Consider the following 15331-nt stretch of genomic DNA (forward strand, 5'->3'; position numbering starts at 1 on the left):
TTTGGCAATGCCCGAGACGCCTTTGAATGCGAAGGTGATGACACTCGGGCTGATGGCATTGCCATCCAGATCAAACACCTGATCCTCCAACTTGCCGGTCTCGACTTTGATGACCGGGTAGTTGCGACCGCAAGGGCAAGGGCTCGGGTCCCAGCGCCCAAGATCGCTCAAACGGTAGCGTAGCAATGGCATCACCTGATTCAACAGCGTGGTGCCAACAATCTGCCCCAGCCCATCAGTTGGCTGGCCAGCGTCATCCAGAATCTCCACATGCGAATAGAAAGGGTTCAGGTGCATTCGACCATGCTCGCACTCCATACCGAGCGCCACACGCTCAGCCATGCCGTACAAATCAAACACCTGGGCCCCGAATGCTGCTTCGATGGTTTGGCGCTGCAGTGGATGCAAGCCTTCCGAACTCGTCTGCACCGACTTGAAGCGAATGGGCAAACCGTGAGCCAAAGTCAATTTGGCCAACTCGAATGCAGCAGAGGGGTAGGCCCTCAGCATCTTGCCCTGATACGACTCAATTGCTGCCGCTATCGCTGCTGCGTGCCGCTCACAGACATGGCGCGTAGACACATAAAGGCTGCGGCCCAATTTGTCCTCGACCCAAAACGGGCCCTGGGTCTGAGCCGCCGGGACGACCACATCGCCACGCAACACAACCTGGCGATCGCCGGCTGCTTGCCCTGCCCAAGCCCAGTGCTGATAAGCAAACGCTTGTTCCCAAAGCACGGAGTCAAAGGAGCGAAAAACCTCCAAGGGCATGCCCGATGTACCACTGGTCTTGCCCAGCGCCCACCAAGGAAGGGGCCGCCCCGCGCGCGGGTAATACGCATCGCGTCCATGGCGCAAGGCAGATTTGTCGAGCACAGGCACTTCTTCGCGCAAAAACTTGGCCAAGTCTTGCGCAGGCAAGCGACCACGCAGGGAGGCGTAGGCAGGCAAGCGCGCGATGGCTGAGGCCAGAGTTCGACGAAGGGCCGCGTCCACCCACTTCGCATGTGCTGAGCTTGAGTCCTTCTCGTGGGCGAGCAGCCAAGCAGCGCGGCGTCGGGCCATGCCGCCCCCGCGCATCCAATGCCTCACCGCATACCGGGCCTGCACACTCAGTTCCATGATTCAGACAGCCATTTCCTCAACATCAGCATTGCCCCACAAACGCTCAGCGTGCCCGCCAGCGCATATAAGCCAAGTAAAAGCGACCCAGCAGCGTTCGAGCAACCGTCACATTGCGCTCCACTCGAACTGCCCCGCCAAACGCCTGCTTGAAGCGATTGATGCTTAAGAGTTGCTCGTCGTCCTGACCGGCGTACCAGCCACCAAAATCGTACTCGCGGCAGCCTTTGGCCTTGAACTCCAGCATGTCGAACCAATGCAAACCACGATTGGCTCGACCAACCAGAGCTCGATGAGACTTGTCCGTCGAGTCACGAAACTGAGAGGCGGAATAGAGCAATCGCGCACGACCATGCTCCAAGACATAGGCATGCCAAACCTGAACCATTTCGGCTGCGATTGCGCGAGTTAACACCAGCACACCCGCACGCGAACGCGCCACCATTTGCGCCGCAGGCACTGGTTTGAGTCCTTTGGACAGTGCAAACGCGTCGTAAAACTCGATGAACGCCTGAACCTCAGCGTCAGTTGGCGCAAAAAGAGCCTCAAACCGGCACCCGTCTTTGCTGCTTGAGCGCCGAATTTCATAGGCCGTGCCGGAGTCCAAACCCGCTTGCAGGCGCTCGACTTCCGGGAGCAAATCCACCACCAATGTGTGGAACTGCTCGCCCTCATCCCCTGACGGAAGCTCGGCCCACTGCCGCAAATGAACCACGTCCAAAACCGGGCCCACAGAGAAATCGTGGTCGAACCACAGTTCCGCCACTCGAGGCCGGGACTCACGCATCAGAATCATCGGGACTCCTTTGCAGCACCGCGCGCTTGATCCACCAAGTGCCGTGCATGGAACTCAGCCAAAGTCATCCCCACATGCGTCCTCGCGACTTCTGCAAACACTCGTTCAAGATCGTCATACAAACGCTCAATAGAAGCTGCATCCCGGAACGTCGGGCTTCCACCCGGCATGAATTCCGAGGAGTGCAACATGAACTCGACATAACTCGCGTTTCGCCGCCGTGCCCAACTGAGCACACGCAACATCTCAGACACATTGCCACCCTTGGGGCGAAACCAGTCCAACTCTCTGGACCTGAATCGGCCAATTCGACCAAGCGTCTTGCGATAAAGCGCAGGAGAAATACGAGACAAGGTATTGCGACGAATCGACATGGGTAGCTCCAACAAACTAGAGTTACCTGGCTTGGAAATATCATCCAAGTCAATGAAGTACTCGTCTACCGGAAATTGCGAATAGTCGGTCCCAAACCGTCCTGGCGCTCCGGGCATTGCCGCCCATGAGTGCCCTGGCGTCACGGAGCAATCAACGGTATAGCCCGCCCGAACCAACTCACGGGCATACAGCTCATTGAACGACCATCGACCCGCCCGGTGACTGAGCATCTTGACCTCGAATGCGTCCTCTAGCAGATCGGTCAGAAACACAATCTTTTCTCGAATCAACTCGGGGGAGTAATCGATCAGGTAGGGGTAGCAACGATGATCATCTACCGTCAGATGCTGCACCGGCGGGCTATTCCAAGCATGGATATGCAAGCCCACCTCAGCGGCCTGGCGCTGAACCGCATCTTTTGCAAACTCCCGATAAACCGGGCACACCGCCATTTCATAGTTGGTGAGATACGTCGGCTTGAAGCCATACTTTTCGCACAAAGTCTGAAATCTCGGCAAAAAAGCCGAATTGCGTGTGCCAACCGTATGGCTGCGATCACCCCAAATATTGTCACCTTCGGTGTCAATCGTGATCAAAAAAGCTGGGCCGGTGTTCTTCACGAAATTGATTCAATCAAAAGAGCCAATAGCAGGCTCAGTCAGCTGCCACGCCGCTGCGCTGCCAAATCGACTCATACTTGTCTACACAAGACTCCACCGTATGGTTCACAAGAAAGTAGTTTCTGGCCCGTTCAGCAACCGCAGCATATGCCTCAGGCTCTTCCATCAGACGAAGAATTGCCGCCTCCATCGCTGCCTCGTCAGTGCACACAACACCAACGTCATGCCCCTCCATACGGGCACCCACATCAACAAAAGAAAGCGTCGGCACGCCCCGAGCCCAAGCTTGCAAAAACGTGTTTGGGAACCCTTCCCGATCCGATGTATTCAAAAAGAGCTTGGCCTGCAAAAACTTTCCATCGGCTAACTCATAGGGCAGAAAACCGTCGTAACTCAAATTAGGCAAACGGCTCGATGCCCCCACTAAGACTTCCACAACCTTTTTGCTGTACTCACTCGAATCGGCGCCACCGACTACTCGGAAGAAGTATTGTGGCAAGCGTCGCGCCAACTCAAGCAAGATTTCCACGCGCTTGCCTGGCCTCAAGACACCACACCACAGAATTTCACGCCTTTCACCCGCTGCCAAAGCTTGGCTGGGCGGCACGAACACGCTAGGAATCAATCGAGCAATACCACCATAGTTCTTTTCAAACAACGCCAACTGCGTTGGGTTCTGTACCACCACATGAGGAGTGCGCCTGAGGCCATATCTAAACATTGCCCGATACCAAACCGCCTGAATCAACTCCTGACCAGGAACAAAGTCAAGATCAGACGCACCAGCAAATATATTGGTTCGCCCAAATTTCTGGCAAAAGCGCACAACCAAAGCCAGTGACATCGTAGCGCACCGGTTGTAATACACATCAGCGTCCGCGAGCTTCAGCGCCCGCCAAAGGCCACTCATCCGGGGATGAAATGCTCGAATAACTGGCAAACCAGCAGAGTTCTCAAACATCCGAATAAATCGAACGCCTTCAACTTCGCACTCAGCCCCCTGCCCAAAGTCCGAACTAAGCACACTGACGGAATAGCCTCTACGTGTAAGTTCTCGAACAAGAAAATTCTGCTGGACCTCAGCGCCCCCCACCAAGGTGGAGCCCGCCAACCTGGCGAACACAGGGTAAAGATTGGGTGCTACAAAACAAATCCTGAGCAAACTCATCGCAACACCATATCCACGCAGAGCATTCGCTACCTCAGCAAAGTTCAAGAGCTTGCAGCAAGATCTGCAATGAGCGCTTGATAGCGGGTCAACATGACCCCCTCAGAAAAATGAGACTCGACCTTGCTCCGCGCCAGCGCGCCCATCCTGCCTGCGAGCCCAGGCACGGCCATTTTCTCTAGGCAATATGACAACTCCTCAACATTGCCATTGCGGAATAAGAAACCGTTGACGCCATCGTCGACCTGTTCAGACGCCCCTCCGATGTCACTCATGATCATCGGCTTAGCCATCGCCATGGCTTCCAGCGCGCCAATTGAAAAGGTTTCAACCGCCGTCGATACCAAAGCCATTGCATCCACCGCACTCACGGCTTCACGCACATCAGAAAGAAGTCCAGCAAAGACAACCTTGCCCACCAAGCCGAGTGACGCAACTTGCGCTTGAATATTGGCTCGCTCCGGCCCGTCGCCAATCATCAAGACTTTCCAATTCGCGCCACGCTCAGCGCAGCTTGCAACAGCCCGCAACAGCAGGCCATGCGCCTTTTCTGGGCGCATGACAGCAAGTATGCCGATCACCAAGTCATTGGCCTCAAAACCGAATTTTGCGCGCGCGGTCAAAACAGACTCAGATGACTCGATGGGAACAAACTTACCCAGATCAATGCCATTGTGGATCACTGCTGATCTCGGATGATTTAAACCCTCAGACAGCCAATGCTTCTTTTGGTTTTCACAGACATAAACCATCCGATCGACACCCCGCAGCAGTAGCTTGTATAGAACCATCTGCAGGGATTCACGCTTAGACCGAAGCAAAGTCGAATGGAATACTTCGATCTCCTTGACTCTCTTCCACCCAAACAATCTAGCAGCACCGCCATACAACAACGGGTATAGATTCGTATAAACGACAACACGAACATCGTGCTTCTTAAAGAGTTGCGCGAGTTTCATTGCTGCCGCAAGATCAAGCATGCCGGAGGCATTCAGACAAACGAGCTCTTTGAGCCGGGACTGATCAATGCTGTCAATCAATGGGGCAGCATTGCGCAAATAGGCCACCACGACGGGACGGTCTTTGCTGACGCTATTGATCAAAGTAATGGTGTGCCTCTCGGCACCACCATGGGTCAAAGAACTCAGCAAAAATAGTACGGTTTCTGCCCCCACAAACTATCCTTCAAAAACCCTGCAACATACGGAAGAAAAAAGGTAAATCTTGCTTCATCGAAACGTTCGTGTCTCGCTAGCCAAATTCATAGGTTTTATGCCCCAGGCATACCTCCTGCCTTCGCCTCTCTTTTTCCGGTTTACAGCGACCTCTGACCAGTACGCCAAGGTAATGCCAAAGGTCAACCACAGGAACGACTGCTCCGGGTGGGGGACCCACTGACCGCCTGAAAGTGCCATAAACATCATGCCAACCAGTGAAGCCCAAGCACCACCAAAAAAGGCGCGCAATAAACTAGGGACAGTTTCCGTCTGTGCAAGTGCCCTGAGCGCCTTACCAAAACGGTAATAGAAATACAAAGCCACACAAAAACCAAGCAAGCCTACATCCATTAGCAATGCAAGATACATATTATGCGGGTGACTCGGCAAATAAAGCCCCTTAGAAACTGCATAACTCCAAGCGGTAGACCCAGTTCCACTACCCCAAATTGGACTCTTTAAAACCTCGGGGAAGAGCATCAAATTTCCGGCAATCCGGCCGGCTGTCAACTTATCATTCGCTTCACCAGTTTTTGTTGCTGAGATACTGGCCGAATCGGTTCCGGTGGTGACACGATCAACAACTGCTTTCGGCGCAGCCACGGCCAAGACCACGACCAAGCTTACAGCCCCCAAAATTAATCCCACCTGCTTTCTTTGCCAAAGAAAGATGACTACTGTAATAAAAACAGAGATGTATGCGGCGCGAGTAAATGTAAAAATAATTGCTGCCAACAAAATTGTCAGCGCAAAAACAAACCATGTTCTGGCTATTCCCTTGCTAGCAAATGCTGCAAATAACAAGGGCCCAAAAGCAAACGCCAACAACTTGCCAAATTCATTGCTATGCAAGCCAAACCCGCTCAGGAAGCCTCGCTGTGACTGCAATACTTCCAAATTCGCACCGGCCAGGGCGACCGCGAGAAACACCACCGCCGAAGGCACCAGCGCCGCAACTGAGAACAGGAAAACAAATCTCTCCGGTCGCTTACTTTCTTTCACAGCATTCGCCACCAAGAATGCGAACATCAAAAAGTAGAACGGCCGCAAAATGTATTGCTTCAAAAATGGGAACGTCTCATAGGTCGAAGCAAACTCACGTGCGCCCATGTTTTGTCGTGCCACCCCCAAGTGAGGTACCGCTAGAAGCGCACCGAAAACAATGGGCACCATCAAGATCAAGGCGATATCAAGCGGCGGCCATACCGTCGGCACTGACTTGAATGCATTCTTGATAACTAGAACCAAAAACGCGCCGAAAATTGCGTACGAAATTGGATTCAAGCCCTGGGCTTGCGGCAACAAAGCTGAGCTACTCAAAGAAATCGCAAGGGCAAGGAAGACGACGGCAATTCGGTAATCAAAGACGAGACCTATCACCATTGCAAGCGGCAAAAATGCGACCAAAACAATGGGCCCGGCAAATGCGGTAGCTAGGCCCATAAAAAGCGCCAGAAAGGCCATGCCCAAAACGACAAACCATTTCATGTCAATTCACCTAGTCAGACGCGATTGCTTCTGAGAAACACAACATCTCTCAGCGCGAAGATTGAAACACTCAATTGGGCAAACATGGCCAAAGCGTAGGCCAAGTTCACTGACTTCACTCCATGGCTTGGCAGCCACCACATCGCCAACCCGACAAACAAGGCTGAGCGAAGCACCTCCGCACCGACAAACCACGCACTCGCCATTCGCGCGGTCAAGGTCATCGCCAGCACCCAGGCAGCCATCTTAAAAACATCACCAATCAGCTGCCATCCCAGCAAGTCGACCACGGGCAAAAAGGAGGGGGCTAAGACGATTTTCACAATCCAATGCCGCAACAGGAAGATCATCAATGCAGCACCACCAGTCAAGGCAACGACGGCAAACAAGGTCTTGCGCACTTCTGCAGCGAAGAGTTCGGGCTGCTTGGCCAATGCACCCAGCTTCGGCATGTAATACATGGAAACAGCCGTCATGAGCAGCGCCAAATAGGTATCCGACAACCGCCAACCCGCTTGCCAATAGCCAGCCGCCTCAAGACCAGCTTGCGACATCATGAGATTTCGAACGACCAACATAGTCAGCGGCAAAAGCGCCGCATGAACAATCAGCATCGGATAGAAAGCAAGCACCTGCTTGATTGAAGATCTGTTGGGCTTCGCATTGAAGTCCACCACACGCAGAGGCGATCTGCGCAGCATGAGTACTGAAGTCATGGCCAGTCCAATGACATAGCCAAGTACCGAACCGATCAAGGCGCCATTCACGCCCCAAAAATATGCACCTGGGACAAATAGCGCAAATCCAGCGAGCGTCGAAAGCACCTGCAATTTAGCCATCAAGGCCAACTCGCCGATTGAATTTAGCGCGCTGACCAGCACGATATTCATCGCCACGGCGACGATAGCAAATGCTGAAACTCTGACAATCGGCGCGTACAAGACATCGGAAAGCAAGAACTCGCTTAACCAAGGCGCGGCAATCAATAGAAACAATGCCGTAACGCATGCAGCAATCAGCACCAACTTGAGCGCAGTTGAGTAAATTAAGTTTCGTGCTTGTTCATCGTCATGATGTTCAGCCCCGAGACGCACAATTGCTGTGCCAGCAGGATTCGCCAAGACGCCAGGAACCAGAGAAATAAAATTATTCAGTTGGGCAACCAGTGCCAGACCGGCAGGGCCGATGCAAACGGCAGTCACCTTGATGCTGGCAAACCCCAGCACCAAACGAACAATGGATTGCAACGCACCTAGGCTTAGGCTGCGCCCTAAACCTAGCTTCGAAAGCTTGTTTCCTGTCATTTAGTACGTTCGAAGCTTAGGCGCCGAAAAAGGCTCTCGTACTCGTCAGCAACATGATCAAGTGCAAAATTTCCACTGAAAAAAACTTTTGAATCCGCAGAGTGCTGCTGCCAGTGAGGCAAGTCATTTTTCAGCCGCCGCAATTCAGCCGCCATCTGCTCCATATCTTCAACCACAACGCCAACGGGTCTCCCGTTCACCTTTGCAGCCGGATCAAAGAAGGACAGAGATGGCATGCCGCGCGACCACCCCTGTAGAAACGTATTTGGGAACCCCTCAGATGGAGATGTATTCACGATGACAGAAGCATCGTCAAAATACTGCTCGACTTCCGCGTAAGGCACAAATCCAAGTAAGTCAATATTACTCAGGCCGGCGGCTTGCTCGTTCAAGGCGCGGGTCAATTCAGGCTCTCCTCCACCGACCATTCTGAAACGAAACTCAGGGCATCGCTTGGCCAGCTCAACAAACAAATCTGGTCGTTTGATTTTTGCCAAGCGGCCAGACCAAAGCACCACCCCGTCTTGGTTGGAAAGTGCACCTTGATGCCCGTAGCAACTCCGGATAACTTCGCTCTTCAGGCCGAAGCTATCCTGACAGGCTGCAACTTGCCGCTCCGATTGAGCAATGATCGCGCTGGCCAGTCGCAAACCCAAACGGAAGAAGAATTTCTCTTTCTTTCGATGCAGGCGGGGAAGGTTTCTGACAAAATCCTCGTCACTTGCGCCACAGTACATTGCCAACTTACCGTTCAGTCGTGCGTAACTTGCCACATACCCCGTAAATGCACTGCAGTTTTGCTGATAGTACAAGTCAGCATTCGCCTTGGCCATCGCTTTCCAAATGCTCTTGATGACGCCTAGCGTGCCAATTTTGGGTGCTTCTAGGCCTGTTTTGTAGGCTTTATAGATGGTGACACCGTCAACCTCCATTCCCTCTCGTTGCCCGTAATCCAGGCAAACCATAGAGACCTGGTAACCCCGCCGAACAAATTCACGCGCAAGAATGGTTTGCTGAACCTCAGAGCCTCCCACCACCTTGACGCTTGCATCTCGAACCAAGGTGGGATAAGCCCAGGGAGCGACAAAACAAATACTCCTTATTCCTCGCGCAGATTTACCCACTTGCAACTGCCTATATATGGTGACCAAAGGACCAGGGCCTCGAAGAGCAAGGAAATTCTAAACTCCACCAAAAAGATGCGCCGCAATTGCGGCGCATCAGCCCTATCGTTAAGAACAGCGGCAACTTAACTATTGCCAGTCAATCGTCGTCGCAGATCGGGATTCAACGTCGGAAACAACTGATTTGCGAACGCGATTTGCTTATCAAATGCAACTTGACCTTCACTCGATAAACTTGATATCCGCACCAAGTAGCCATCAGGAATATAGCCGGACATGGCAAATTTCAGTTGTGCCCACTCACGTTCAAAGTATGTCAACACCACCTGATCGCCCATTGTGAACCAATAGGTAACGGGCTCCACCCGCTGCCCTTGGGTCGCCACCATGCGCGTGCTAGGAATGGTTCCACCTGCGATTGTTAGCGGCAGGCGCTCCAAGCCACTGATTTTGAACCCTTGGGCCGAATAACAAACTTCTTGCCGGTGCGCCCGCATTTGCTGATTCTGACGCGAACCATAGGTGATGGACAGCATGATCCGCTCACCCTTGCTATTAACATAAGTACGACTCAATATCTGGTCGTAAATGGCATTCAAAACAGACTGTTGATCTGGAGAAGGAGGCAGGGGTACGCTGGTCGTATCCACCTTCCAGTCGGCGAACTCCTTAGGCACCGACTCTTCCAGGCTGAAGCTTGCCCGAGTGTCTGAAATTCGCGCGTCTGGAATCGCAAGTACGCTTAACGCTGAGGCACCCAACATCAGGGCCAGGACAATTGCTGGACGAACAAATATGGAACGCATCACTTCACCTCCTTCTTGCGAAAGAAGAAGGACAGGATGGAGTCAATCACCATCATCAATCCAAGTGCAACCACAAACAGCAGCATCCCTGCTGCACCGTGCACGATGCCTTGTCCGGCTTCATCACCAAAATGATAGGTAACCAAAATCAGGACAATCACGCGTACTACGTTAGCTGTAAAACTCATGGGAACAATGAGGATTGCCAGCAAAACATTACGCAGTCGATTCGTGTGGCCGACGATATTCATATACAGCAAGCCCAGCGCTTCCAACGTGAACATTGAGTTCAAACCCGCACAGGCATCGGCCACGAGCAATTGATAGGGCCCAACCATCAGAATCACGCCACTGCGTGAAATAGGGTAACCCGCGCGCCACATGATCTGTTCCGCGACCCAAGAAACTGCATGTTTGAGCGGGGATGTCAACGCATCAACAACCGGGCCGGGCAATGGGACGGCAAAGATCAAGAAGAAAATGGGGAAGGAAGCAATTCTTACAACGGCCCAGCCAAACACGACGGCCAAAGAACCAATCAACAGAGGTATCAAGGCCCCCATTTGGAACATCACAATGTTCTGAAGGCGGCCAACAAAGTAAAGTGCCAGACCAAAGGCGAGCCAAAACCAAGCCAAGGCTCCGGCAGGTTTGGCTTTAGTAACCGCTGCAGCAAACTGCTCTCTCCGCTGCCAAAGTAACCAGCAGACTACCGCCAAGATGATGGGACCGTGCCCCTGTTCATCCGAAGCCCAGACCGTGTGAACCAAAGTGTTGAAAACTGGTCCAAACATGACGAGCAGACCAAAGGCCAGCATTGCTGCCGGCGCCCAAGTCTGCACAGTGGAGTTATTGCGCATAGTGGCTTGCCCTAGCATTTCGCTGCCTTCAATACTCGTTCATTACCACGCCAGCAAAACGCACAGGGCTGCCGGACATCACTGCCACCATGTCTTGCAAGCTCGCCACGCGTGAAGCGTCTTTTCTCGCTACAACAATTGCCGCGCCGCAACGGGCTGCGATGACAGAAGCATCCGCCCCTAGTTCGGCCGCAGGTGTATCCACCACAACATGGTCGAACTTGCTGCAAAGTTCCCGAATCAGCAATGCGAAGGCCGGACGCTCGACCAATTCGAGTGGATTAGGAGGCGTGCTTCCCACGGGCATGACGAACAAGCTTGGGACACCCACCACTTGCTGAATGACGCTGGACTCGGCTCGCCCTGACAGGATGCCAGACAAACCAGCGTTGTTATTCAGATTGAATACGTCATGTTGTCTTGGCGAGCGCATATCCGCGTCAACCAGCAAGGTACGACCACCGAGTTGTGCCAAGACTACAGCCAAGTTGGCAGCGAAATAGGTCTTGCCATCACCGATTTCAGGGCTAACCACGGCCAACGCACGACGGGGTTCGGAATCGCTCCAGACCCGCATGGTGATTTGACTGCGAGTCGCACGAAAAGCCTCGGATTGAAGCGAGAACGGTTGGTTGAAAGTAACGAGCTCGGGGCTTAGTTTGCGCTGTTCTTCTGCGGCGTAGGGGTAATGGAACTGCTGAGCCAAGGCGAACAACACGTCATCGGCACTGGCAAAGCCAAGCGAGATCGCCGCTTCACCAAACCGCACGCCCTTCTCAAGCTGATACGCAAGAATGCGCTCAACCTGGTCGGCAGAAAGGTTACGGGTTTCACTGATGATTGCGCCAATTGAACGGTCGCGGACTTCTGTTTGATTGCCTGGCATATTGCGCTTGCTATCCATATCACTCACTTTGAATTCTGCGTGCGAGGTGCTGATCAGGCGGAGCGTTTAGGCGCAGGCAGACTCTTGATCAGTCGTTGTTGCATCAATGACAGGGGGGAGACTCCTTTGCCGCGCTTCGCGTTGGGCTTGGGAATCAGGCCCAGCACGGGCAGACCAACCGCCGCTGCAATGTCTTCTACTGCACGCACCCGTCGATCCATCAACTCCAAGGCCATAGCCGAGGCAATGGCTAGAACAGCCCCGATCACCACCGAAAGCAGGGTGTTGCGCAACACCTTGGGAGACGACGCTTCAAGCGGCTGCGTCGCCTGAGTCAATATGTTCACATTGCTTTGCGTGGTCTGGCTTTCAAGATTGGTTTGCGTCAGACGGCTGAGTACAGCGTCATAGGAGCGCTGAGCGTTTTCAACATCGCGAACGATCACAGAGCCTTCGTCACGCACTGCTTTCAGATGCAAAACCTTTTCGCGCTGTGCTTCCAAAGACGCGCGCACTTCGGCTAAGCGCTGCTTGTTAATGGTGTTGCTAACAGTAACGCCACCAGTGACACGGTTGGTTTCGGATTCGATGCGCTTGCGGGTTTCCGCAATATTGGCTTTGATTTCGATAACCTGAGGGTGGCTGTCGCCAAGTTTGGAGCTGAGTTCCTGCAAACGAGCCTCGGAACGAGCCTGTTCAACCTTCAAATTGGAAATGATTGGGTTATTCAGCACTTCCTGAAGCTTGTCTCCCGAAGCGCCTTGCGCCTGCGCCTGTCGGCTACCCGATTCCGACGACACCGCCTGCAAGGCCACCAACTGGGAAGACAACTCATTCAAGCGCGAGTTCTCCACGTCCAAACGCTCGTCATTTGCGATGATGCCCTTCTCACTTTGAAAGGCGGACAAGCGTGCTTGCGCAGCTTCCAGTGCCGCTCTCGCCTCTTTGGATCGTGTGTCAAAGAAGTTGGAGTATTGCTTGGCAGGATCAACACGCAATTCAAGCGTTGTGTCCAAATAGGCCTGCACAAAGGCATTGGCCAAGCCTGTGGCAAAACGGGGGTCGGGAGCCTTGTAGCTGACGCTGATCACATTCGACTCACGCGACGGCTTCACATCCAAGCTTTTTTGGAAGGTCTCGGCCAACCATGCTTCGACTGAGCCTTCACCCTTGGTCGCGTCCAGCCATTGCTGTCGAACCTGAGGGTTCTCGGTCAACTTCAGATTCCGGACGACCTTCTGAGCCACGCGATCACTCTGAATCACGTCGACCTGGGTCGCCATATAAGTTGGCATCATCATGCCGGGGAAGGAACCTGACAAAAGGTCAGGCTTCATATCGACCACAACAGACGCCGTCGCGACGTATTGCTTGGGCATCAAGAGGCTGATGACCAAGGTCGTCAAAACCGTCAAGCCGAAAATCAGCGCCGCAACCCACCAACGCGCTTTGAGAATTGAAATAAATTGCCCGAAACTCATTGCGGCGCCCTCTTAGAACAAACTCTCTTTGACATACACAACATCACCATCTTTCAACGGCGCGTCCATGGGCAATTGCAGGGTTTCGACCTTGCCTTCACTGTCTTTGCGGTTCACGCGGATGCCTTTTTCGGTGCCGCGCAAGGTGATGCCGCCGCCTGTAGCCAGGCTTTGCATGACAGTCATGCCGCGCTCCAACTTCATGGGGCCGGGGCGTTGCACCTCGCCGTAGATGTAGACCATGGGGGCGCGGTCCACCCAGACGACGTCACCGTGCTGGATGAAGATGTCATTGGCCGAGCCGCCGGGGGCGAAGATGGCGGGCAGGTCGATTTCCACGCGGTAGGGCTGGCCGTTGCGCTTGCCGCTGACCACCAGAACTTCGGCGCCCGTGCTGGCGACGCCACCGGCAGTGGCGATCAGATCCGTCAAACGCATATCAGCGGTTTCAATCGGATAGCGGCCAGGGCGATTCACATTGCCCAAGACGCTGGCCTGGTTGCCCTTGACCTGCAGCACGACGATGGTGGTCTGGGGGTTCTTGACGAAGTTGCCCTTCTTCAAGCCCTCGGAGATCAGGTTTTCAGCCTGAGTCACGCTCAGGCCGCCCACCTTGATATTACCCAGCAAGGGGTAGGACACCAGGCCATTTTCGGAAACGCGGGTCTCCAGGGTGAGGTCGGGATTCTGATAGACGGTGACGCGCATCACATCACCCGAGCCCAGGCGGTATTCGGCGCTCTGGGTTGCTGCGCTGGCAGGCGCGGCAGCGGCTGTTTGAGCGGCGGCCGGGGCCGCCGACATCGCCAGCACAAGTGACAGGCTCAGGGCCAGGCCGCTGAGGCCCAGCGGGCGAATCGTGCGGGCGTTCTCTTGCTGCATGCGCGTCAACATCTTCATCGATCCCTTCCTCTTCAACTTCATTTCAGGCCCATGCCCTTGGAGATGTCAGCAGCGTTCAAGCCGCCAGCACTGGCGGGCGCGGGTGCGGTCACGGCCGCCGGAGCGGCGCTGGCTGCGGCCGGAGCTGCCGTTGCGGCGGGTGCCGAGGCGGCACCGGGCGCGCCTTCGGCAAACTTGCCGACGTACTCCACCTTGGCTGCATCACGCAATGCCTTGATGTCTTTTTGAACCTGCTCGCCCTTGCGCTGATTGAGCAAGAAGGCTTCGATGGCGGGCTTGGCGCGGGCTTCGTCCACCGGCTGGCTGCGCGAGCCCACCAGGAAGAGCACGGTCAGGCCGGTCGGGGTTTGCGACACGGCGGAGTCGCCGTCCTTCATGCGGGCAATCGCATCCAGCCCAGCCAGAGGCAGTTGCTCAGCGGCGCGCACGGCTTGGTTGCCGGTGAACTTGAAGTCATTGGCCTTCAAGAACTCGGCAAACTCGGCCATGCTCTTGGCGGTTTGCAGCTTGCTGCGGATCTGCTCGAACTGCTCGGGCTTGGCCTCGATGGAGACTTCTTGCAGGCTGTAGATGCGGCGATCCTTGAAGAGCGCGGGCTTCTCGTTGTAATACTTGGAGATTTCGTCGTTGCTGGGCTTGGCCACCGACTCGCCGATGCGCTCGACATAGGCACGCGAGATGATTTCGCGCTTGGCGGCTTCGATCTGCTGCACCACACGGGGGTCGCGGTCCAGCTTCAGTTCCTGGGCCTTTTGCACGGCCAGCTCCTGATCGATCAGACGCTCCAGCACTTGCTTGCTGGCGGCCTCGGCCTGCTCGGGCTTGAGGCCTTGCTGGCGTTGCAGCACGTAGTTGATCTGATGAACGGTGATCTCTTCCTTGTTGACCTTGGCGGCGGTCTGCGAAGCCTTTTCAGACTTCTTGCCGTCCCCGCAACCGGTCAGGGCCACGGCCACCACGGCGAGCGCCACGGCAGCGACTCGGAAGTTGGCAAAAGCACTCATGGCATGGATTTGTTTTTGGTCGTTCTTCAAGTACATGGCAACTTTCTCTTTTCTGCACGAAGCGCCGGGTTCTCCAGCGCAACACATAGATGCTGCAAAGCAGCGCCCAGCCCAGCCTTCATAGGACGGCCGAGTGTAACTTTGGAAAATGACAAATGCCCTCCCCAAACTCCCTCT

At 54.4% G+C, this 15331-nt stretch carries 13 protein-coding genes; all 13 read right to left on the reverse strand.

Annotated elements, in window-relative coordinates; genetic code table 11:
- Positions 1-1168 precede the first annotated feature (1168 nt).
- On the reverse strand, positions 1169-1918 hold the full coding sequence (locus DBR47_RS03635) for a hypothetical protein (RefSeq protein ID WP_124447054.1): 750 nt from the start codon (positions 1916-1918) through the stop codon (positions 1169-1171).
- Positions 1915-2913: a deacetylase gene (locus DBR47_RS03640; protein ID WP_124447056.1), complete on the reverse strand. Its 999-nt coding sequence runs from the start codon at positions 2911-2913 to the stop codon at positions 1915-1917. Before DBR47_RS03640 ends, DBR47_RS03635 begins: the two co-directional genes overlap by 4 nt.
- A 34-nt stretch (positions 2914-2947) precedes the next feature.
- Complete coding sequence (locus DBR47_RS03645) at positions 2948-4129, reverse strand: glycosyltransferase family 4 protein (RefSeq protein WP_124447058.1); 1182 nt, start codon at positions 4127-4129, stop codon at positions 2948-2950.
- On the reverse strand, positions 4126-5256 hold the full coding sequence (locus DBR47_RS03650) for a glycosyltransferase (RefSeq protein ID WP_124447060.1): 1131 nt from the start codon (positions 5254-5256) through the stop codon (positions 4126-4128). Before DBR47_RS03650 ends, DBR47_RS03645 begins: the two co-directional genes overlap by 4 nt.
- 54 nt (positions 5257-5310) lie before the next feature.
- Positions 5311-6786 carry an O-antigen ligase gene (locus DBR47_RS03655; RefSeq protein WP_124447062.1) on the reverse strand — a complete coding sequence of 492 codons (1476 nt, stop codon included), beginning with the start codon at positions 6784-6786 and terminating at the stop codon, positions 5311-5313.
- Between the two features lie 14 nt (positions 6787-6800).
- A complete protein-coding gene (locus tag DBR47_RS03660) occupies positions 6801-8090 on the reverse strand; it encodes an O-antigen translocase (protein ID WP_124447064.1) in 1290 nt (429 codons plus the stop codon).
- Positions 8087-9151 carry a glycosyltransferase family 4 protein gene (locus DBR47_RS03665; RefSeq protein WP_197046854.1) on the reverse strand — a complete coding sequence of 355 codons (1065 nt, stop codon included), beginning with the start codon at positions 9149-9151 and terminating at the stop codon, positions 8087-8089. Before DBR47_RS03665 ends, DBR47_RS03660 begins: the two co-directional genes overlap by 4 nt.
- Positions 9152-9339: 188 nt before the next feature.
- Positions 9340-10020, reverse strand: a complete 681-nt coding sequence (epsI, locus tag DBR47_RS03670) for an exosortase-associated protein EpsI, B-type (RefSeq protein WP_124447068.1) — start codon at positions 10018-10020, stop codon at positions 9340-9342.
- Complete coding sequence (xrtB, locus tag DBR47_RS03675) at positions 10020-10880, reverse strand: exosortase B (RefSeq protein WP_124447070.1); 861 nt, start codon at positions 10878-10880, stop codon at positions 10020-10022. The genes epsI and xrtB overlap by 1 nt, the downstream gene beginning before the upstream one ends.
- A gap of 28 nt (positions 10881-10908) precedes the next feature.
- The gene (locus DBR47_RS03680) at positions 10909-11784 is read right to left on the reverse strand and encodes a polysaccharide biosynthesis tyrosine autokinase (protein ID WP_124447072.1); all 876 of its coding nucleotides are present in this window, start codon (positions 11782-11784) and stop codon (positions 10909-10911) included.
- A 35-nt stretch (positions 11785-11819) separates the two neighbouring features.
- Entirely contained in the window at positions 11820-13247 is a 1428-nt protein-coding gene (gene epsF, locus DBR47_RS03685; RefSeq protein ID WP_124447074.1) for a chain length determinant protein EpsF, read from the reverse strand.
- A gap of 12 nt (positions 13248-13259) precedes the next feature.
- Positions 13260-14147, reverse strand: coding sequence for a polysaccharide export protein EpsE (gene epsE, locus DBR47_RS03690; RefSeq protein WP_231512115.1), 888 nt, complete (start codon positions 14145-14147; stop codon positions 13260-13262).
- A 20-nt stretch (positions 14148-14167) separates the two neighbouring features.
- Entirely contained in the window at positions 14168-15190 is a 1023-nt protein-coding gene (locus tag DBR47_RS03695) for an EpsD family peptidyl-prolyl cis-trans isomerase (protein WP_231512116.1), read from the reverse strand.
- Between the last annotated feature and the right edge of the window lie 141 nt (positions 15191-15331).

It is taken from the genome of Paucibacter sp. KBW04 (assembly GCF_003852425.1).
In the GTDB taxonomy this organism is placed as follows: Bacteria; Pseudomonadota; Gammaproteobacteria; order Burkholderiales; family Burkholderiaceae_C; genus Paucibacter_A.

What these genes read in the sequence shown, in the direction of transcription:
- DBR47_RS03635 (WP_124447054.1), bottom strand. Translation starts at nt 1,918, where the DNA reads ATGATTCTGATGCGTGAGTCCCGGCCTCGAGTGGCGGAACTGTGGTTC.
- DBR47_RS03655 (WP_124447062.1), bottom strand. Translation starts at nt 6,786, where the DNA reads ATGAAATGGTTTGTCGTTTTGGGCATGGCCTTTCTGGCGCTTTTTATG.
- DBR47_RS03660 (WP_124447064.1), bottom strand. Translation starts at nt 8,090, where the DNA reads ATGACAGGAAACAAGCTTTCGAAGCTAGGTTTAGGGCGCAGCCTAAGC.
- epsI (WP_124447068.1), bottom strand. Translation starts at nt 10,020, where the DNA reads ATGCGTTCCATATTTGTTCGTCCAGCAATTGTCCTGGCCCTGATGTTG.
- xrtB (WP_124447070.1), bottom strand. Translation starts at nt 10,880, where the DNA reads ATGCGCAATAACTCCACTGTGCAGACTTGGGCGCCGGCAGCAATGCTG.
- DBR47_RS03680 (WP_124447072.1), bottom strand. Translation starts at nt 11,784, where the DNA reads ATGGATAGCAAGCGCAATATGCCAGGCAATCAAACAGAAGTCCGCGAC.
- epsF (WP_124447074.1), bottom strand. Translation starts at nt 13,247, where the DNA reads ATGAGTTTCGGGCAATTTATTTCAATTCTCAAAGCGCGTTGGTGGGTT.
- epsE (WP_231512115.1), bottom strand. Translation starts at nt 14,147, where the DNA reads ATGAAGATGTTGACGCGCATGCAGCAAGAGAACGCCCGCACGATTCGC.
- DBR47_RS03695 (WP_231512116.1), bottom strand. Translation starts at nt 15,190, where the DNA reads ATGTACTTGAAGAACGACCAAAAACAAATCCATGCCATGAGTGCTTTT.